At 70.4% G+C, this 17510-nt stretch carries 20 protein-coding genes; 7 read left to right on the forward strand and 13 right to left on the reverse strand.

Features of this window, described 5'->3' with window-relative positions:
• Nucleotides 1-35 precede the first annotated feature (35 nt).
• From ABZY11_RS26745 to ABZY11_RS26760, 4 genes are all read right to left on the reverse strand, one after another.
• Complete coding sequence (locus tag ABZY11_RS26745) at nucleotides 36-1286, reverse strand: hypothetical protein (RefSeq protein ID WP_356481570.1); 1251 nt, start codon at nucleotides 1284-1286, stop codon at nucleotides 36-38.
• Nucleotides 1276-1842: a DUF6114 domain-containing protein gene (locus ABZY11_RS26750; RefSeq protein ID WP_356481571.1), complete on the reverse strand. Its 567-nt coding sequence runs from the start codon at nucleotides 1840-1842 to the stop codon at nucleotides 1276-1278. Before ABZY11_RS26750 ends, ABZY11_RS26745 begins: the two co-directional genes overlap by 11 nt.
• A gap of 96 nt (nucleotides 1843-1938) precedes the next feature.
• A complete protein-coding gene (locus ABZY11_RS26755; protein WP_356481572.1) occupies nucleotides 1939-2580 on the reverse strand; it encodes a DUF6230 family protein in 642 nt (213 codons plus the stop codon).
• A gap of 598 nt (nucleotides 2581-3178) precedes the next feature.
• The gene (locus ABZY11_RS26760) at nucleotides 3179-4153 is read right to left on the reverse strand and encodes a tetratricopeptide repeat protein (protein ID WP_356481573.1); all 975 of its coding nucleotides are present in this window, start codon (nucleotides 4151-4153) and stop codon (nucleotides 3179-3181) included.
• 317 nt (nucleotides 4154-4470) lie between these two features.
• Here ABZY11_RS26760 and ABZY11_RS26765 point away from each other — a divergent pair, with 317 nt between their 5' ends.
• Nucleotides 4471-5136, forward strand: coding sequence for a TetR/AcrR family transcriptional regulator (locus tag ABZY11_RS26765; RefSeq protein ID WP_356481574.1), 666 nt, complete (start codon nucleotides 4471-4473; stop codon nucleotides 5134-5136).
• Here the strand turns inward: ABZY11_RS26765 and ABZY11_RS26770 are convergent.
• The 4 genes from ABZY11_RS26770 to ABZY11_RS26785 all read right to left on the reverse strand — a co-directional run bounded on the left by ABZY11_RS26770 (nucleotide 5112) and on the right by ABZY11_RS26785 (nucleotide 9182).
• On the reverse strand, nucleotides 5112-6812 hold the full coding sequence (locus ABZY11_RS26770; protein ID WP_356481575.1) for a methylmalonyl-CoA mutase family protein: 1701 nt from the start codon (nucleotides 6810-6812) through the stop codon (nucleotides 5112-5114). The genes ABZY11_RS26765 and ABZY11_RS26770 overlap by 25 nt on opposite strands.
• 99 nt (nucleotides 6813-6911) lie before the next feature.
• Nucleotides 6912-7244 carry a DUF3817 domain-containing protein gene (locus ABZY11_RS26775; protein ID WP_356481576.1) on the reverse strand — a complete coding sequence of 111 codons (333 nt, stop codon included), beginning with the start codon at nucleotides 7242-7244 and terminating at the stop codon, nucleotides 6912-6914.
• 86 nt (nucleotides 7245-7330) lie between these two features.
• Nucleotides 7331-7840 carry a MarR family transcriptional regulator gene (locus tag ABZY11_RS26780; RefSeq protein WP_356481577.1) on the reverse strand — a complete coding sequence of 170 codons (510 nt, stop codon included), beginning with the start codon at nucleotides 7838-7840 and terminating at the stop codon, nucleotides 7331-7333.
• A gap of 10 nt (nucleotides 7841-7850) precedes the next feature.
• Nucleotides 7851-9182: an MFS transporter gene (locus tag ABZY11_RS26785; protein WP_356481578.1), complete on the reverse strand. Its 1332-nt coding sequence runs from the start codon at nucleotides 9180-9182 to the stop codon at nucleotides 7851-7853.
• A gap of 80 nt (nucleotides 9183-9262) precedes the next feature.
• Here ABZY11_RS26785 and ABZY11_RS26790 point away from each other — a divergent pair, with 80 nt between their 5' ends.
• Nucleotides 9263-10261, forward strand: a complete 999-nt coding sequence (locus ABZY11_RS26790; RefSeq protein WP_356481579.1) for a DUF5937 family protein — start codon at nucleotides 9263-9265, stop codon at nucleotides 10259-10261.
• Between the two features lie 59 nt (nucleotides 10262-10320).
• Here the strand turns inward: ABZY11_RS26790 and ABZY11_RS26795 are convergent, their stop codons facing one another.
• Together ABZY11_RS26795 and ABZY11_RS26800 are read right to left on the reverse strand one after the other, a co-directional pair.
• Entirely contained in the window at nucleotides 10321-10620 is a 300-nt protein-coding gene (locus ABZY11_RS26795) for an MTH1187 family thiamine-binding protein (RefSeq protein WP_356481580.1), read from the reverse strand.
• On the reverse strand, nucleotides 10617-10967 hold the full coding sequence (locus tag ABZY11_RS26800) for a DUF3817 domain-containing protein (protein WP_356481581.1): 351 nt from the start codon (nucleotides 10965-10967) through the stop codon (nucleotides 10617-10619). The genes ABZY11_RS26795 and ABZY11_RS26800 overlap by 4 nt, the downstream gene beginning before the upstream one ends.
• Before the next feature lie 247 nt (nucleotides 10968-11214).
• On the opposite strand from ABZY11_RS26800, the gene ABZY11_RS26805 reads away from it, so the two are divergent.
• The 4 genes from ABZY11_RS26805 to ABZY11_RS26820 all read left to right on the forward strand — a co-directional run bounded on the left by ABZY11_RS26805 (nucleotide 11215) and on the right by ABZY11_RS26820 (nucleotide 13860).
• Nucleotides 11215-11847 carry an AIM24 family protein gene (locus tag ABZY11_RS26805; RefSeq protein ID WP_356481590.1) on the forward strand — a complete coding sequence of 211 codons (633 nt, stop codon included), beginning with the start codon at nucleotides 11215-11217 and terminating at the stop codon, nucleotides 11845-11847.
• The gene (locus ABZY11_RS26810) at nucleotides 11847-12497 is read left to right on the forward strand and encodes an AIM24 family protein (RefSeq protein ID WP_356481582.1); all 651 of its coding nucleotides are present in this window, start codon (nucleotides 11847-11849) and stop codon (nucleotides 12495-12497) included. The genes ABZY11_RS26805 and ABZY11_RS26810 overlap by 1 nt, the downstream gene beginning before the upstream one ends.
• The gene (locus tag ABZY11_RS26815; protein WP_356481583.1) at nucleotides 12494-13258 is read left to right on the forward strand and encodes an AIM24 family protein; all 765 of its coding nucleotides are present in this window, start codon (nucleotides 12494-12496) and stop codon (nucleotides 13256-13258) included. The genes ABZY11_RS26810 and ABZY11_RS26815 overlap by 4 nt, the downstream gene beginning before the upstream one ends.
• 125 nt (nucleotides 13259-13383) lie before the next feature.
• The gene (locus ABZY11_RS26820) at nucleotides 13384-13860 is read left to right on the forward strand and encodes a MarR family transcriptional regulator (RefSeq protein WP_356481584.1); all 477 of its coding nucleotides are present in this window, start codon (nucleotides 13384-13386) and stop codon (nucleotides 13858-13860) included.
• A 17-nt stretch (nucleotides 13861-13877) separates the two neighbouring features.
• On the opposite strand, the gene ABZY11_RS26825 is transcribed toward ABZY11_RS26820, so the two are convergent.
• Nucleotides 13878-15338 (reverse strand): HAMP domain-containing sensor histidine kinase, encoded by a 1461-nt coding sequence (locus ABZY11_RS26825; protein ID WP_356481585.1) that lies wholly within the window; start codon nucleotides 15336-15338, stop codon nucleotides 13878-13880.
• Nucleotides 15335-15997 carry a response regulator transcription factor gene (locus ABZY11_RS26830; RefSeq protein WP_356481586.1) on the reverse strand — a complete coding sequence of 221 codons (663 nt, stop codon included), beginning with the start codon at nucleotides 15995-15997 and terminating at the stop codon, nucleotides 15335-15337. Before ABZY11_RS26830 ends, ABZY11_RS26825 begins: the two co-directional genes overlap by 4 nt.
• Nucleotides 15998-16116: 119 nt before the next feature.
• Between ABZY11_RS26830 and ABZY11_RS26835 the strand changes: the two genes are divergently transcribed.
• Nucleotides 16117-16719, forward strand: coding sequence for a PepSY domain-containing protein (locus ABZY11_RS26835; protein WP_356481587.1), 603 nt, complete (start codon nucleotides 16117-16119; stop codon nucleotides 16717-16719).
• Between the two features lie 67 nt (nucleotides 16720-16786).
• Here ABZY11_RS26835 and ABZY11_RS26840 read toward each other — a convergent pair.
• On the reverse strand, nucleotides 16787-17510 hold a 724-nt coding region (locus ABZY11_RS26840; RefSeq protein WP_356481588.1), incomplete at its 5' end, for a PQQ-binding-like beta-propeller repeat protein.

The raw sequence follows: 17510 nt of genomic DNA on the forward strand, positions 1-17510 counted from the left end.
CCCGAGGGGTGCGGCCCACAACTGGTCCGTAGTGGCTAGTTGTTGCCGCCGGTGAAGTAGTTGTGCAGCCCGGGAACCTTGAGCGAGCCGCCGAACTGGCCGGCCTGGGTCACCGTGACCTTGGTGAAGAAGGCGAAGGGTACGTTCAGCGGAGGCGGTGTCTCCGGGCTGAACGTGACCGGGATGAGGCCGAAGAGGTTGCCCTTCAGCTCCTCCGTGTACATGGTCACCGTGCCGTTGCGGATGGTGGACTTGGAGCCCTTCCGCGCCTCGACATGGCCCGTCGTACCGGCCGGACCGACCGTCTTCTGGTGCAGGTTGTCGATGTCGATGGAGCTCGCGGTGAACTTCAGCACCTTCTTGACGGTGCCGCCGTACGTCTTCACCTCGACGATGCCCTTGTAGTCGAGCCCGTTGAGGGTGAGCATCGAGCTCTCCAGGATCCACGGGTCGTCCGGGAGCAGCGGGACGCCCGTCTCCAGGTCGGCCGCGGCCAGCGCCTCGGGGTCGGCGGTCGGACACGGGAAGCGCTCCTTGGCGCCGTCCGGGATGTCCTCGTCCTTCTTGGCGTCGAGCCCCTTGACTCCGTCGTCGAGCTCCTTGACCGGCTTGCCGGCCCGGTCGGCGGCTTCGCGGATGGCGGCGGCGGTCCTGTCTGCCGTCTCCTTCGCGGCGTCGGTGGCCTTCTCGACGGGCTTCTCGGCGGTGTCGGTCCGCGTCGGCTTCGGGGACGCGGTGCTCGCGCTCGGGGACGGGCTCGCCGTCTCCTTGTCCGGTCCGTCGAAGAGGTCCTTGAGCGCATCGCCGACGCCCAGCGGGTCGAGCGGGTTCGTCGACTTCGTGGGTGTGGGCGAGGCACTCGGCGTGGCTGCCGGAGCGTCGGCCGCGGCAGCCTTCGGCTCCGCCGCGTCACTCGCGGACGGGGTCGTCGAGGGCTTCGGGGTCGCCGCGTCGCCCTTGTCACCGGATCCGGTCGCGGAGGAGGACGGGGACGGCGACTTCGACTGCGACGCGGACGGGGAGGGCGACTCGCTCGGCTCGTCGGAGCGGGTCACACAGGGGCCGGGCGCGAAGGGAATGTCGGAGCTGTCGTCGGCCAGCGCGAGTTTGGGGGTGAGCCCCATGCCCACGAAGACGGCCGTCGGCATCGCGGCGAGCGCGAATGCCTTGCCCGCGGGAATGTGCAGCTTCGTCAGCAAGGACTTCCTGGGAGCCGCGTGGCGCGGTCCGCTTCTCGTCCCGAGGTTTTCCCCGGTCGAGTTCAGCTGCCTCTCGTCACCCCGCACGATGCCTCCCGCCGTCGACCTCAACTGTCGTGTCGTACTGCTCCGGCTGCTGCTGGGGCACCGCTGCCGTGCTGTGGAACTCGGGTCCGGACTCCGGCCCGTGGCCGTTCTCGGCGGACTTCTCCCCCGCCGCGCCGACCGGCGCGAGCTCGGACTCCGGCTCGCCCGGGGCCCAGGAGACGGAGAGCGCTCCACCCAGCAGAGCGAACAGGAAGCCGATCAGGAACCCACCGATGTTGGCGACCGGTATGGAGATCAGCGCCAGCAGGATCGCGGCGACTCCGGCGAACACTCTCACGATGTGGTGGAACCACATGGTGAGGCCCAGCGTGACGAGCAGGATCCCGATGATCAGGGATCCGGCACCGGCGGTCGTGGACATCGCCAGTGTGACGTTGCCGAGGTGCATGTTGGCGTACGGAAAATAGGCGATGGGTACACCACCCACCATGGTGAACAGGCCCGCCCAGAACGGCCGGTTACCCCGCCAGGTGCGGAATCTCCGCCAGAAGACGCGGAGGTAGTGCTCGTTCTGCCCTGTGGACTCGGGGCTCATGGAAAACAGCTCCCTGGAACCGGTACTGCTGTGAGAAGAGAAAAGGTGGGCGGCCGGAGTCCCCGCAGGAGCGCTCCGGCCACCCGGGCGGGGTGCTTAGTAGCACTCCTTGACGCCACTGTGCAGGCGCAGGCTCAGGTTGCTGAGCTTGAACGTGCCGGCGGTGGTCGCCCACGCCGTCTGCTTCACGTTGGTCAGCGTCGCCGACTCGGCGCGCTGCGCGAAACCGTTCGGGTTGACCTTCTTCTCGGTACCGGACTGGATGCCGGGCTTGCCGACGTCTCCCGCGGCGACACCGATGTCGATGTGCTCGAAGTACGCGTCGGCGTCGAGCTCGGCGATGTCGAGGTACAGGTTGGTCGCCTTGACCGGCTTCTTCGGGTCCGTACCCGCATTCAGCTGCAGCGTGACGTTGCCGAGGCCGAACGGAAGGTTCGGAGTGACCACCGACTGGCACATGTTGGTGATCGTGGCATCGCTGAAGCCGGACACGGCCACGGCGTGCGCCGCGTCGTTGCCCTTGAGGTCCTTGCCGGTAGCGACGCTGCCGTACTGGACGAAGTCATGGCCGACGAGCTTGTCCGCACGCACCTTGAAGCTCTGGCCGGACACGCTGAAGGACGCCGCGAGGGCACCCTGCGCGAGACCGACACCCACCGCCGCGGTCGCGACGACGCTCGGCACCATCACCAGAGCGAAACGCTTCCATCTGGTGCCGCCACGAACCTGGGAACTCATAATTTTCCTCCTTCTCGGACGTACATCTCCGGTCCGGGCCTGGGCCCGTCCTGGGATGGGAGAAGTGCTACGTCCTCGGCAAGGAGAGCGCCTGCGGACGGAGGCATGAACCGCGTCCGAATCACCGGCGATCACCCCCGAGCGACAACCACTGGCCACGCGTTCGCGCAACCTGTTCGGACAGGCCCTGCCGGACGACAGGAACCCCCCTGTCCGGAGCCGGCGCCACTGCCGCCGGCCCACTCGGTGGGGACCCAACGGGGCCGCCGCACCGACTGGCAGCCGGGCTGGCGTTATTGGACCGAGCGTGGCCGATCGTGGTGCATTCCCGCCCGTGACACAAGGGGGTTCGTTACTCGCTAGTAACGGCCCGATAACCGATGCGCGACCGGCTGGTACCACCCGGCCACACAGGGTGGCGCCGGGGCGAAGGACGAAAGGGGGGATCGATGCGTCAATACGGACAGATCCAAGTGATCGATTTACTGCGAGTAACAGGCCCTGGCTTTATCAAGATTTGGTAAAGCAGAGGCGTCTCTTATCGTCCGCTCGCGAAAACGGCCGCGGCCCCCGGAGGAGACCGCGACCGCTTGTCACATCAGAACAAGACCCGCGCCAGCGCCGAACGCGCGGCACCGACCCGCGGATCGTCGGGGCCGATCACCTCGAACAGCTCCAGCAGCCGCACCCGCGCGGTGTCCCGGTCGTCGCCGAAGTTGCGCCGCACCGTCTCGACGAGCCGGCCGAAGGCGTCCTCGACATGACCGCCGACCAGATCCAGATCGGCGGCGGCGAGCTGCGCCGTGACATCGGCCGGCTTCGCGGCGGCCTCCTCACGGACCCGCTGCGCGTCCATGTCCTTGACCCGGGAGAGGAGTTCGGCCTGGGCGAGGCCGAGCTTGGCCTCCGTGTTGGCCGGGTCGTCGGACAGGACGTTCTTGTACGCCTGGACGGCACCGGCGAAGTCGTCGGCGTCCAGGGCCTGTACGGCCGCTTCGAGCAGGGCGTCGTACGGCCCCGCGGGCGCCTCGGCCGGGGCCTGGTCGGCGGCGCCGGCGGCGTCCTGGTCGACCACGATCCCGGTGAGCCCGAACCGCTCCTCGCCGACCTGGATCAGCTGGTCCAGCGTCTGCCGGATCTGGGCCTCGGGGGCCGCGCCCTGGAAGAGCGGGAGGGCCTGCCCGGCGACGACGGCGAAGACCGCCGGGATGCCCTGGATGCCGAACTGCTGCATCAGCATCTGGTTGGCGTCGACATCGACCTTGGCCAGCACGAAGCGGCCGTTGTACTCATGGGCCAGGCGCTCCAGGAGCGGGCCCAGTTGCTTGCACGGCTCGCACCACTCGGCCCAGAAGTCGATGACGACCGGGACCTCGGCGGAACGCTGCAGGACATCGTTCTCGAAGCCCGCCTCATCGACATCGATCACCAGGGCGGAGGGCGGTACGGCACCGCCGCCACCCTGCCGGGAGGCCTCGGCACGGGCCTGCTCCGCCTTCACCTTGGCCTCGCCGGCCGCCTTCACCGCGGCGAGGTCGACGACGCCGCTCATGGACATGTTCCTAGGCTGCATACGTACATCCTCCCCCCTCGGTGCGCCGATCCGGAAAGCGATACGGGAACCGCGCCCGTCCGCCGCCCCCGCCGGTGTGCGGGGGGCACGGACAGACACGGTCCGAGGGCCCCTGAAAGACCCGTTTCGGCGCCGGGTCCCCACCCGGTGCCTGTGGCTGTCAATCGGTTGTGGCGTCACGACGGCATCACCGTCGTCCTTACGCTACGACCCGTAGCGTAACTGCCCGGCACCGCTCGCGCACAGGTGCGATCGGTGATCTCTCTCACGGCGATCGGGACCGGCCGGTTCTACTTACTGACCGGTATGGTCGCGGCATGCTGAGCCGCAGCCACCCCCGACCCCTTCGAACGGGACGTCCGCGCAGCGCCGCGGCCGATGAAGCGATCCTGGAGGCGACCAGGGCCTCCCTGGTGGACCTCGGCTGGTCGAAGCTGACGATGAGTGATGTGGCGACGCGGGCCGGGGTCGCCAAGACGACCCTGTACCGGCGGTGGGCGGGCAAGAACGAGCTGGTCGTGGACGCCGTCGCGGTCCTCTTCGACGAACTGGAACTCCCCGATCTGGGCAGCCTGTCGGCCGATGTGCAGGCGGTGGTGCTGCAGTTCGCCGCGCTGCTGGAACGGCCGGAGACCCGGACGGCGCTGATGGCGGTGGTCGCGGAGTCGACGCGCGACGAGGCGCTGCGGACCCGGATCCGCGACTCGATCGTGGACCGGCAGAAGCGGCTGGTGCTCCAGGGTCGCCAACGAGCCCAGGAACGCGGGGAGTTGCCCATCGAGCAGGACGAGGCCGCGGCGTCGACGACCGCCGATCTGATCTTCGATGTGATCGCCGGTGCGGTCGTGCACCGGGCCCTGGTGAGCGCCGAGCCCATCGACGCGGACTGGGCCCGGCGCTTCACCGTGCTGCTGCTCGCGGGGCTGGGGGCGGCGGCCTCCGCCCCGCAGGCTGGGCGTCAGAAGCCGGGCGGCTCCGTGTAGACGCCCCACTCGTCGCGCAGGACCCCGCAGATCTCGCCGAGCGTGGCCTCGGCCCGCACCGCGTCGAGCATCGGCGCGATCATGTTGGAGCCGTCGCGGGCGGCGGCCAGCATCGCGTCCAGCGCCGACTTGACCCGGGCGTCGTCGCGGGCGTCCTTGCGGCTGCCGAGCACCCTGACCTGCTCGCGCTCGACCTCGTGGCTGACCCGCAGGATCTCCAGGTCGCCGGTGACCGAACCGTGGTGGACGTTGACGCCGACGACCCGCTTGTCGCCCTTCTCCAGCGACTGCTGGTAGCGGAAGGCGGACTCGGCGATCTCGCCGGTGAACCAGCCGTCCTCGATGCCGCGCAGGATGCCGGAGGTGATGGGCCCGATGGGGTGCTGCCCGTCCGGGTGGGCCCGGGTGCCGCGCTCCTTGATCCGGTCGAAGATCTTCTCGGCGTCGGCCTCGATCCGGTCGGTGAGCTGCTCGACGTACCAGGAACCGCCCAGCGGGTCGGCCACGTTGGCGACGCCGGTCTCCTCCATCAGCACCTGCTGGGTGCGCAGGGCGATCTCGGCGGCCTGCTCGGAGGGGAGCGCGAGGGTCTCGTCGAGGGCGTTGGTGTGCAGCGAGTTGGTGCCACCGAGGACCGCGGAGAGCGCCTCGACGGCCGTCCGCACGACGTTGTTGTACGGCTGCTGGGCGGTGAGCGAGACACCGGCGGTCTGGGTGTGGAAGCGGAGCCACTGCGCCTTGTCGGTCTTCGCGCCGTACGTCTCCTTCATCCAGCGGGCCCAGATCCGGCGGGCCGCGCGGAACTTGGCGATCTCCTCGAAGAAGTCGAGGTGCGCGTCGAAGAAGAAGGAGAGACCGGGCGCGAAGGTGTCGACGTCGAGACCGCGGGAGAGGCCGAGCTCCACGTAGCCGAAGCCGTCGGCGAGGGTGTAGGCGAGCTCCTGCGCGGCCGTCGCCCCGGCCTCGCGGATGTGGTAGCCGGAGACGGAGAGCGGCTTGTAGGCGGGGATGTCGCGGGCGCAGTGCTCCATCAGGTCGCCGATGAGGCGCAGATGGGGCTCGGGCTGGAAGAGCCACTCCTTCTGCGCGATGTACTCCTTGAAGATGTCGGTCTGGAGCGTGCCGTTGAGCACGCCCGGGTCGACGCCCTGGCGCTCGGCCGCGACCAGGTACATGCAGAAGACCGGGACGGCGGGTCCGCTGATCGTCATGGACGTGGTGACGTCGCCGAGCGGGATGTCCTTGAAGAGGACCTCCATGTCGGCGGCGGAGTCGATGGCCACGCCGCAGTGCCCGACCTCGCCGAGCGAACGGGGGTCGTCGGAGTCGCGGCCCATCAGCGTCGGCATGTCGAAGGCGACGCTGAGCCCGCCGCCGCCCGCGGCGAGGATCATCTTGTAGCGCTCGTTGGTCTGCTCGGCGTTGCCGAAGCCGGCGAACTGGCGGATGGTCCAGGTCCGGCCGCGGTAGCCGGTCGGGTAGAGCCCCCGGGTGAAGGGGTACTCGCCGGGCCAGCCGATCCGCTCGAACCCCTCGTACGTGTCCCCGGGGCGGGGGCCGTACGCGGGCTCCACCGGATCCCCGGAGAGTGTGGTGAAGTCCGCGTCACGCTTGCGGGCCTTGTCGTAACGGGCCTGCCAGCGGCGGCGGCCTTCCTCGATCGCGTCAGCGTCCATACAATCGAATTTACTAGGACGTCCTAGTAAATGTCGATGGCAAACCGCCCGGTGCTTCGCACGGGGCGGTTCGGGCGGCGCGGACCGGGGTCCGGCCGGTCAGGCCTCGGCGGTCGCGGGGGCGCCGTCGACGATCAGCGGCTCGACCTCGCGGACGACCTTGCGCTCGACGAAGAACGCGGCCGTCGGGATGGTGCCGGAGACCAGCACCCAGAGCAGCTTGCCCATCGGCCACTTCGCCTTGGAGCCGAGGTCGAAGGCGAAGATCAGGTAGATGATGTAGAGCACACCGTGGACCTGGGAGACGACGAGCGTCAGATCCTTGCCCATCTCGAAGCCGTACTTGAAGACCATGCAGGTGCAGAGCACCAGCAACATGACGGCGGTGACGTAGGCCATCACCCGGTACCGGGTCAGCACACTGCGTTTCATGGCATCGAGCGTAACCGGACGTCCGGGGCGATCTTGCAGCGGGCCGGGCTCTCGAAGCGCCGTTCTACGCCCCCCGCGCCTCTTCTCTACGCCTCTTCGAAATCGTGGGCGGCGATCCGCAGCGGGCGCAGCATGGCGAAGATCTCCGCACACTCCTCGGCGTCGTACACGCCGAGCCCGAACTCCATGGCCACCAGGTCCCTGGTCGCCGCCTCGACGACCCCGCGGCCCTTCTCGGTGATGGAGGCCAGGGTGCCGCGGCCGTCGTTGGGGTTGGGGCGCTTGGCGACCAGGCCGGAGCGCACCAGCCGGTCCACGGTGTTGGTGACGGAGGTGGGATGGACCATCAGCCGCTCACCGATCTTGGACATCGGCAGCTCACCGGCCTTGGAGAAGGTGAGCAGCACCAGCGCCTCGTACCGGGCGAAGGTCAGTCCGTACGGCTTGACGACCGCGTCGACCTCGGCGAGCAGGATCTGCTGGGCGCGCATGATCGAGGTGATCGCCCCCATCGAGGGCACGGGGCCCCAGCGCTGCTGCCAGAGTTCGTCGGCGCGGGCGATGGGATCGAAGGGGAGACTGAGCGGCTTCGGCACGCCACCGACCTTACCCACTGGTCATATGCTGGTCAGCCCCGTCTCGAACTTCGGTCCGAATACGACCGGTGGGTGCGGTCCTCCTGACTTCCAGGACGAGCGGCAGCAGGCACAGGGTGCCCGTCGCTCCCGCCGCGGCGACCACCTGATGCACGGGGAGGAATTCGGCGGCGAGCCCGGCGAGGGCCATGCCGACGCCCTGGAGCGTCATCAGTCCGGCGGTGAGCAGGGTCATGGCCCGGCCGCGGAGCGCTTCCGGTACGGCGGCCACGAGCCACTGGTCGAGGCCGATGACGTAGGCCGACCCCGCCCCGGCCAGGGCCAGCGCGAGCACGGTCACGGCCATGCCGGGGCGGAACCCGTACGCCACCAGCGGCAGCAGTCCCGCGGCGGCGACCGGCAGCACGATCAGGGAGCGCCGGCGGGGGGTCAGCGCGGTACCCACGTACAGTTCGGCGGCGATCTGTCCGACCGGCATCGCACACATCAGCAGGCCGAGCGCGACCGGTCCCACGCCGATCTCGTCCGCGTACGGTGCGGCGAGCGCCTCCGGTGCGACGACGAACATCGGGGGCAGCCAGAACAGCAGCATCAGCCCGCGGATCCTGCGGTCGGCGAGGACGGTACGGGCGCCGGAGAGCGACTCCCTCAGCAGGGCGCCGCCGCCGTCGCCGCCGGACCTGGCCGGCCGGTCGCGGGTGCCGAAGCGGAGCAGGGCCGCCGAGCAGAGGAAGGTCACCGCGGTGACCGTGATCGCGCCGCGCGGGGACAGTACGGCGAGCAGCACACCGCCCAGACCGAAGCCGGCGAGCAGCGCGCTCTGCGAGACGATCCGGAGCAGCGAGCGGCCGAGTACGTAGAGATCGCCCTCGCCCAGGATGTCGGTCAGCGCGGCCATCCTGGTCCCGGTGAAGACGGGTGACACGGCGGCGATCACGCAGCGCAGCGCGAGCAGTCCGCCGACCGGGGTGCCCGGCAGCACCATCACGGTGACGCAGCCCGCGCAGATCAGATCGCAGACGACGAGGACCCGGCGGGCGGGATACCGGTCGGCGACCCCGGCGAAGAGGGTGCCTCCGACGAGGTATGGGAGCAGGCCGAGCGCGAAGGTGAGGGCGCTGAGCAGGGGCGATCCGGTGAGGCCGTACACGAGGACGGTCAGCGCGAGTTCGCTGACGACGACACCGAGCAGGGAGAGCAGATGGGCGAGGAAGACCGCCCGGAACTCCCGCACCGCGAAGACGGGACCGTAGCCGCGGGAAGCGGGGGACACGGGGGACACGGTCGTCGCCTCCGCCGCGTCTCGCGGGCGGTCCACAGGGTTTTCGTCGTGTGTCGGCATGGACGGCAGCCTGCTGGGCCGGGGCGGTTCCTCCGTAGACTTTCGGCCCACACCGAAAGTCGGCGGGCAGGGGGCCGCGCATGCCGTTCCATCTTCATCTCGACGAGGGCGACCTGCTCCGCTGCCGGTTCGCGCTCTCACCGCTCTGGGAGACCCAGGCCGCCGTGCGGGTCCTGGCCCAGCCCGAGCGGCAGGGCTACCACCTGCCGTGGCTCCGGCTGATCCGGGACGCGGCCGCCGGGCTCGATCTCCGTCCGCTGTGGCTGCTGATGGCGCGGCACGGCCACAACCCGGACTTCTTCAGCCCGCCGCCGTCCGGGCCGGTCACCACCTTCGAGGAGGAGATCGCGGGTGTGCGGTCCGTCGATCCCGAACTCGCCCGCCAGGACCTCGCACTGGCACTGGCGGACCGGCCGGAGGTGCTGCACTCCCGCGTCGGGCGGGCGATGCTCGCCGATCCGGCCCGGACCGCCCGGGAGCTGGCCGATCTGCTGGAGCAGGTTTGGCGGGTGCTGGTCGAGCCGCACTGGCCGCGGCTGCGCGCCCTGCTGGAGGCGGACATCGCCTACCACTCGCGGCGGCTGGCCGCGGTCGGTTTCGAGCGGCTGCTGGGTGAGCTGAGCCCCCAGCTGAGCTGGTCGGAGTCGACGCTCACCATCGTCGGGACGCGTGGCCGGCACACCCGGGTCCTGGGCGGGCAGGGGCTCGTCCTGATTCCCAGCGTCTTCTGCTGGCCGGACGCGGTCAGCGGCTTCGAGCCGCCGTGGCAGCCGGCGATCATCTACCCGGCACGCGGGATCGGCGGGCTGTGGACGGAGCCCGCCGACCGCACCCCGCAGGTGCTCGCCCGGCTGCTCGGCCGGGGGCGGGCCGATGTGCTGTGCGCGCTCGACGAGCCGGCCGGCACCAGCGCGCTCGCGCACCGGCTGGGCCTCGCGCCCTCCTCCGTGTCGGAGCATCTGTCGGTGCTGCGCGCGGCCGGGCTGCTCACCTCGCGCCGGTACGGACATCAGGTGCTGTACGAGCGGACGCCGCTCGGGATCGCCCTGGCCGTTCCGGAGCACCGCGCCCCGGAGTGAGACGAGCCCCCGGCCGGGTGGGGCCGGGGGCTCGTCGGGTCACGCGGACGGACGGGGCGTCAGTCCGTCCCGGCGAGATACCGCTCGACCGTCTCGACCTTGGAGGTCAGGCCGTCGGTGACCCCGGGGCGGATGTCGGCCTTCAGCACGAGGGAGACGCGTCCGGCACGGGCCTCGACGGCGGCGACGGCCCGCTTGACGACGTCCATCACCTCGTCCCATTCACCTTCGATGGAGGTGAACATGGCGTCCGTGCGGTTGGGCAGCCCGGACTCGCGGACGACCCGGACGGCGTCGGCGACGTACTCACCGACGTCCTCACCCACACCCAGCGGGCTGACCGAGAACGCGACGATCACGCGCTGACCACGCCTTCGCGGCGGGCGCGGGCCGCGATGACGCCGTCGGCCTCGTAGCGCTTGAGCAGCTTGTCGCCGTACAACCCGCCGAACGGCAGCAGCGCGAGCAGGAAGAAGAGCGCGACCCGCTTCAGCGGCCACTTGGTCTTGGCCCAGACGTCGAGCAGCAGGACGGCGTAGATCACGAAGAGCACACCGTGCACGATGCCGAGCGGCATCATCAGGAAGTCGATGTCGGAGACCCGGCTGAGGACCGAGCCGAAGATGATCAGGGCCGGGAAGGAGAGCGCCTCGGGAATCGAGATGAGGCGCAGCCGGTGCAGGGCGGTAGCGGTCTTGATGTCCACGGGGGGCACCTTCGGTGGGAGGACGGTGACAGCTTGTGAATACAGGCACAAGCTCGACCCATTGTGGCATCGTCGCGGGCGGTGCTCGGCGCCGGGGGCCCCGGGGCGTGTCCGCGCCGGGCAAGGGATACGTCCCGGTTGCGTACGGGTCCGGTACCGGGTGCGTATCAGGGGCGGTTCAGGGGGCCGGATCCTCCCTCGGACCCTGTCCCGGCCGGGGGTCTGCCGTTAACGTCGCTCCGTGGCAATGTTCCGACTCCAAGGCAGCAGAACGCTCGCCGTCGACCTGGCCGGCGACGCCGTCAAGGCGAAGAACGGTTCGATGGTCGCCTACGACGGCCGGATGACGTTCAAGAAGATGACCGGCGGCGGTGACGGGCTGCGCGGCATGGTGACCCGGCGCCTGACCGGCGAGCAGATGTCCGTGATGGAGGTGACCGGCCAGGGCACCTGTTACTTCGCGGACCGCGCGAGCGAGATCAACCTCGTCTCGCTGCACGGCGACAAGCTCTACGTCGAGGCGAGCAATCTGCTGTGCACCGACGCCGGGCTGCGCACCGGCACCACCTTCACCGGCCTGCGCGGCGGGGCGAGCGGCAACGGCCTGTTCACCACCACCGTCGAGGGCACCGGCCAGGTGGCGATCGTGTCGGACGGCGCGGCGGTGGCGCTGCGGGTCTCGGCCCAGTACCCGCTGTTCGTCGACCCGGGCGCCTACATCGCCCACCAGGGCAGTCTCCAGCAGCACTTCCAGTCCGGCGTGAACTTCCGGACGGTGATCGGCGAGGGCTCCGGGGAGTCCTTCCAGATCCGGTTCGAGGGCGAGGGCGTGGTCTACGTCCAGCCGAGCGAGCGGAACACCATCGGGGGCGATGTCTGATGCCGTTCCGCGAGATCAACTCGAAGATGGTCGAGGCGACGGTGGTTCCCGGCCAGAAGATGTACAGCCAGCGGGGCGCGATGCTCGCCTACCGCGGCGAGGTGTCGTTCACGCCGAACATCCAGGGCGGCCAGGGCGGTGTGATGTCGATGATCGGCCGGCGGGTGGCCAACGAGGCGACCCCGCTGATGACGGTCGAGGGCAGCGGAACGGTGATGTTCGGCCACGGCGGCCATCACATCCAGGTGATCAACCTGGCCGGGGACACCCTCTACGTGGAGGCCGACCGGCTGCTCGCCTTCGACGGGACGCTCCAGCAGGGCACGATGTTCATGGGCTCGCAGGGCGGCGTGATGGGCATGGTGCGCGGCCAGGTGACCGGTCAGGGCCTGTTCACCACCACCCTCAAGGGCCACGGCGCGGTCGCGGTGATGGCCCACGGCGGGGTGATCGAGCTGCCGATCACGCCCGGCCGCGATGTGCATGTGGACCCGCAGGCGTATGTCGCGCACCACGGCGAGGTACGGAACAAGCTCTCGACCGCGCTCGGCTGGCGCGACATGGTGGGGCGCGGCTCCGGCGAGGCGTTCCAGCTGGAGCTGAGCGGCAGTGGCGCGGTGTACGTCCAGGCCTCGGAGGAGAAGCTGTGAGCACACCCGTGGTCTTCGACCCGATGACGCTGCCGTCGGACGACAACGTCAACTCGTACACCTTCTGCGTGGAGCTCAAGGGGAGCCAGTGGTTCCTGCAGAAGGGCAAGATGATCGCCTATTACGGGCGGATCGACTTCAACGGCATCGGTCACGGCCGCTTCGAGCGGCTGATCCGTACGAGCTTCCACTCGCCGCTGCACGCGAGCGACTGGGTGGTGGCCGAGGGCAGCGGCAAGATGCTGCTCGCGGACCGGGCCTTCGATGTGAACTCGTACGACCTGGACGACGGGAATCTGACGATCCGGTCGGGCAATCTCCTCGCCTACCAGCCCACCCTGGCACTCAAGCAGTCGATCGTGCCGGGTTTTCTGACCCTGATCGGTACGGGGAAGTTCGTGGCCGCCTCCAACGGCCCGGTGGTCTTCATGGAGCCGCCGCTGCGGGTCGACCCGCAGGCCCTGGTGGGCTGGGCGGACTGCCCCTCGCCGTGCCACCACTACGACCACGGCTATATGACCGGCGTACTGGGCGGACTGCGGTCGCTGACCGGCATCGGGGGCACCTCGGGCGAGGAGCACCAGTTCGAGTTCGTGGGTGCGGGCACGGTGCTGCTCCAGTCGACCGAGATCCTGATGGCCGAGCAGCCGACGGGCACGGTGCCGGGGCAGGCGGGGGTGCCCGGCGGCGCGGGTCAACCTGGCGCCTCACCCCGTACGCCCGGTCAGCTCGGGGACCTCCAGCGTCGCTTCGGGCTGTGAACGGTAGTCTGCGGAGCGTGACGTCGAACGTCTGCGCCCCGCACCCGGACCCGTCTCCGGACGGGTGCGGACCGTCACGCCTCCCCACTTCGTCCGGCTTTCAACTTCTTAGGTAGAATCCATATATGGAGACCGAGACGGCCACCCGCTGGCTGAACGACGCGGAGCAGTGCGCCTGGCGCACCCACCTGGACGTCAGCAGGCTGCTGATGCACCAGCTGGAGAAGGACCTTCAGCCGTTCGGCCTGACCAACAACGACTACGAGATCCTGGTCAACCTCTCCGAGTCGGACGACCAGCGCATGCGGATGAGCGACCTCGCCGCCGCGACGCTCCAGTCCAAGAGCAGGCTCTCGCACCAGATCACCCGCATGGAGAACGCCGGGCTGGTCCGCAGGGAGAACTGCGAGTCCGACCGGCGCGGTCTGTACGCGGTTCTCACCGAGGACGGTGCGGAGACGATGCGCAAGGTGGCGCCGCACCACGTCGCGTCGGTCCGCAAGCACTTCATCGACCTGCTGACGCCCCAGGCGCTGGCGAACCTGCACGCGGCGCTGACCCCGGTCGCGGATCATCTGCGGGGACGACGCGGCAAGGTCTGACCGGAACGGGGCGGTGCTCAGCCGGTTCCGGGCAGCCGGAGCTCGAAGCGGGCGCCGCCCTCCCGTGCGTCGCCGACCGTGAGCCGGCCGCCGTGCCGGGCTGCGACGTCCCGGGCGATGGCCAGTCCGAGGCCCGCGCCGCCGTCGTCCCGGGTGCGGGCGTCGTCGAGCCGCACGAAACGTTCGAAGATCCGCTCGCGCTCCTGCGGCGGCACCCCCGCCCCGTCGTCGGTGACGGCGACGACCACGTCACCACGCTCCGCCGTACGCACCGAGACGGTCACCGCGCTCCGCGCGTGACGCTCCGCGTTGTCCAGCAGATTGCCGATCACCCGCGCCAACTGCCCGCGCGAACCGGCCACTTCGAACGGCCCGGAGTCCGTCACGGCCACCGTCACCGCGATCCGGTCGCCGGTGCGCTGCGAGACCTCCTCGCGGACCAGCGCGCCCAGGTCCAGCACCGTACGGCCCGGCCGCTCCCCCGCGTCCAGCCTGGCCAGCAGCAGGAGATCGGCGGCCAGTGCCTGGAGCCGTACGGTGTCGGCGACCGCGCCCGGCACGTCCAGCAGCTCCGGATGGGCCGCGCCCACCTCCAGCTGGGTGCGCAGCGAGGCGATCGGGCTGCGCAGTTCGTGCGAGGCGTCCGCGACGAATCGCCGCTGCCGCTCGACGGAGGCCTCCAGAGCGGTGAGCGTCTCATTGGTCGTACGGGCCAGCCGGGCGATCTCGTCGCGCGAACCGGGCTCCGGCACCCGCCGGCTCAGGTCCTCGGACGCGGTGATCGCGGCCATCTCGCGCCGGATGCCCTCGACCGGGCGCAGCGCCCGCCGGGTCACCAGCCAGGTCACCCCGGCGACGACGAGCAGCAGCAGCGGCAGCCCGATCAGCATCGCGCCGCGCACCGTGCCCACGGCCTCCTGCTCGGCGGCCAGCGGGGCACCCGCGTGAACGGTCAGGGTCACCCCGGCGGGAGTCGTCGCCTTCACGGACGCGAAGCGGTAGTCGGCCGTCTCGTCGTCGACGGTGGCGGTGCCGTTGCCGAAGTCCGGTTCGTCGGAGTCGACTTCGCCGCGGGCCGGGATGCCGTGACCGTCGTTGTCATCCGCCCCGTCGTCATCCGTCCCGTCGTTCTCGCTCCCGCCGCCGGACTTCCCGGCGCCCGGTGCCGGGATCGGCGTGACCCGGTCCGTGCCGGTGCCGGAGATCGCCCGGAGGTCCTTGGAGACGGCGACCACCCGCCCGTCCTCGTCCGTCACCTGGACCGGATGGTCCTCCTCGTCGCGCATCTCCAGCCGGTCGTACGGCACATCGAGGGCGAGCTGTCCGGCCACTTCCCGGGCCACCACCTCGGCCTGGAGTCCGGCCTGGTCGGTGAGGTTGGCGCGCAGGACGAGGAGTACGGAGAGCCCGGCGCCGATCAGCGCGAGGGCGACCACCACGGTGGCGCCGAGCGCGGCCCTGGCCCGTACCGACCTCACAGCGCCTCCAGCCGGTAACCGGCACCGCGCACCGTGCGGATGGCGGTCGCGCCGAGCTTGCGGCGCAGCGCGCTCACGTACACCTCGACGATGTTCGGGTCGCCGTCGTAGGCGAAGTCCCAGACGTGTTCGAGGATGTCCGCCTTGCTCACCACCTGTCCGGACCGCAGCGCGAGCTGTTCCAGCACCGCGAACTCCTTGGTGGTGAGGGTGATCTCGGCCTCGCCGAGGTGGACGCGGCGGGCGGCGGTATCCATCCGCAGGGCACCGACGGTGACCACCGGCGAGGCGGTGCCGCCGCCCCGGCGCCGCAGCAGCGCCCGGATCCTGGCCACCAGCACGACGTACGAGAAGGGCTTGGTCAGGTAGTCGTCGGCCCCGGTGTCGAGGCCCTCCGCCTCGTCGTACTCCCCGTCCTTCGCCGTCAGCATCAGGATCGGCGTCTCGTGTCCGGCGGCGCGCAGGGCGGCGCAGACGCGGTAGCCGTTCATCCCGGGCAGCATGATGTCGAGGACGACCAGGTCGTACGCGCCCTCGGCGGCCCGGTGCAGCCCTTCGAGGCCGTCGTGCACCACGTCCACGGCGAAGCCCTCGGCGGTGAGCCCCGCGGCCAGGGCCGTCGCGAGCCGCTTCTCGTCCTCCACGATCAACAGGCGCATGCGCCCAGGGTCGCAAACCGAACCTGAAGACGGCTTCAGGTGGCTTCAGGCTGCGTTCAGCATCACCCCGGCAATGTGGTCCTCGTCGAAACCGGCCACCCGATCGGGGAGGAACCCTCATGAAGCGCAAGATCGTCATCGCCGCCGTCACCGCGGCCGTGCTCGCCGGTGGCGGAGCCGCCACTGCGGTCGCCTTCGCGGACGACGACGGCCACGACCGCGGGACCCGGTCCAGCGCGGCAAGCGGTGACACCGCCCGCGTCGGCGTCGGCGGCGCCGTCTCGGCCGCCGTGTCAGCCGTCCCCGGCACGGTCACCGAGGCCGAGCTGGACGACGAGGACGGCGGGCTCGTCTGGGAGCTCGACGTGTACGGCTCCGACAAGGTCTGGCACGACGTGACGGTGGACGCGGGCAACGGCAAGGTGCTCGGCAAGCACGTCTCCGACGATGACGACGACCGCGACCGGCATGCGCCCCGGTCCGCCTCCGTGTCGCTGAACGCGGCGGTCGACGCCGCGCTGAAGGCGAACCCCGGGACCGTGACATCGGTCGACCTGGACGACAACGACGGCCGGAGCGGCGGCGCGCCGCACTGGGAGGTCGACGTCCACGGCAAGGACGGCAAGCAGCACGAGCTGAACGTCGACGCGAGCACGGGCAAGGTGACGGTGGACCGGTCGGACGACGGCGACGACAGCGATCGCCACGGGGACGACGACTAGGGTCTTTCCTCCGGATCAGGCGCGAGCCCGGCCTGATCCGGACGAGGGGCGTCAGGTCCGGGAGGACTCAGGGCGCGTAGACGGAGATGACCGTCCCGTCGCCGAAGCTCAGGAACACCGCGTCGCCCCGGGCGAGGTACGAGATCGACGCCGGGTCGTGCCGGGCTCCCTGCCCGCCGGGCCATCCGGTGGGCAGGCGCGAGCCCGTTTCGTCCGCCTCCTCCGTGGAGTCCATGGCGAACGCGTCGATCCCCTGCTCGCCCATGACAACGGCGTTGTCACCGGCCACGGTCGGCCCGCCGGAGACATCCAGGCCCTCGCCACCGTCGTACGTCGCCCAGTACTGCCTCCCGTCGGCCAGGCCGAACGCGTACACCCGCGTCCGGCTGCTCACCACGACCTTGCCGTCGCGTGACACGGCGGGCCGGTAGGCGATGTCCACGCCGGCGGCGATCGACCGGCGGTTCTGCGGGGCCGTCACATCGACGACCGTCAGGCCGTCCGGGCCCGAGCAGAGGAGTTCCCTGCCCTTCAGGACCGGCGTACGGCAGGTGATGTCACCGGCATCGACGGCTCCCAGCCGTGCGCCGTCCGCGCTCCTCAGGATGGTGACGCCGTCGCCGACCGCGACGAGCCGGCCGTCGGCGAAGGACAGTTCCCCGTCGTCGGCCGGGTCGTCCCACGGCTTGTCCCACTTGCGGGTCTGCTTGCCGGTGAGCCGGTGGGCGAGGATCCGGGCCGTACCCGTGCCGGTTGCCCTCGTGGCGTAGTACAGGACTCCGCCCGACTGG

Origin of the sequence: Streptomyces sp. NPDC006510 (assembly GCF_040611955.1) — a bacterium.
Taxonomy (GTDB): Bacteria; Actinomycetota; Actinomycetes; order Streptomycetales; family Streptomycetaceae; genus Streptomyces.

What these genes read in the sequence shown, in the direction of transcription:
- ABZY11_RS26750 (WP_356481571.1), bottom strand. Translation starts at nt 1,842, where the DNA reads ATGAGCCCCGAGTCCACAGGGCAGAACGAGCACTACCTCCGCGTCTTC.
- ABZY11_RS26755 (WP_356481572.1), bottom strand. Translation starts at nt 2,580, where the DNA reads ATGAGTTCCCAGGTTCGTGGCGGCACCAGATGGAAGCGTTTCGCTCTG.
- ABZY11_RS26760 (WP_356481573.1), bottom strand. Translation starts at nt 4,153, where the DNA reads ATGCAGCCTAGGAACATGTCCATGAGCGGCGTCGTCGACCTCGCCGCG.
- ABZY11_RS26765 (WP_356481574.1), top strand. Translation starts at nt 4,471, where the DNA reads ATGCTGAGCCGCAGCCACCCCCGACCCCTTCGAACGGGACGTCCGCGC.
- ABZY11_RS26770 (WP_356481575.1), bottom strand. Translation starts at nt 6,812, where the DNA reads ATGGACGCTGACGCGATCGAGGAAGGCCGCCGCCGCTGGCAGGCCCGT.
- ABZY11_RS26775 (WP_356481576.1), bottom strand. Translation starts at nt 7,244, where the DNA reads ATGAAACGCAGTGTGCTGACCCGGTACCGGGTGATGGCCTACGTCACC.
- ABZY11_RS26785 (WP_356481578.1), bottom strand. Translation starts at nt 9,182, where the DNA reads ATGCCGACACACGACGAAAACCCTGTGGACCGCCCGCGAGACGCGGCG.
- ABZY11_RS26790 (WP_356481579.1), top strand. Translation starts at nt 9,263, where the DNA reads ATGCCGTTCCATCTTCATCTCGACGAGGGCGACCTGCTCCGCTGCCGG.
- ABZY11_RS26805 (WP_356481590.1), top strand. Translation starts at nt 11,215, where the DNA reads ATGTTCCGACTCCAAGGCAGCAGAACGCTCGCCGTCGACCTGGCCGGC.
- ABZY11_RS26810 (WP_356481582.1), top strand. Translation starts at nt 11,847, where the DNA reads ATGCCGTTCCGCGAGATCAACTCGAAGATGGTCGAGGCGACGGTGGTT.
- ABZY11_RS26820 (WP_356481584.1), top strand. Translation starts at nt 13,384, where the DNA reads ATGGAGACCGAGACGGCCACCCGCTGGCTGAACGACGCGGAGCAGTGC.
- ABZY11_RS26830 (WP_356481586.1), bottom strand. Translation starts at nt 15,997, where the DNA reads ATGCGCCTGTTGATCGTGGAGGACGAGAAGCGGCTCGCGACGGCCCTG.
- ABZY11_RS26835 (WP_356481587.1), top strand. Translation starts at nt 16,117, where the DNA reads ATGAAGCGCAAGATCGTCATCGCCGCCGTCACCGCGGCCGTGCTCGCC.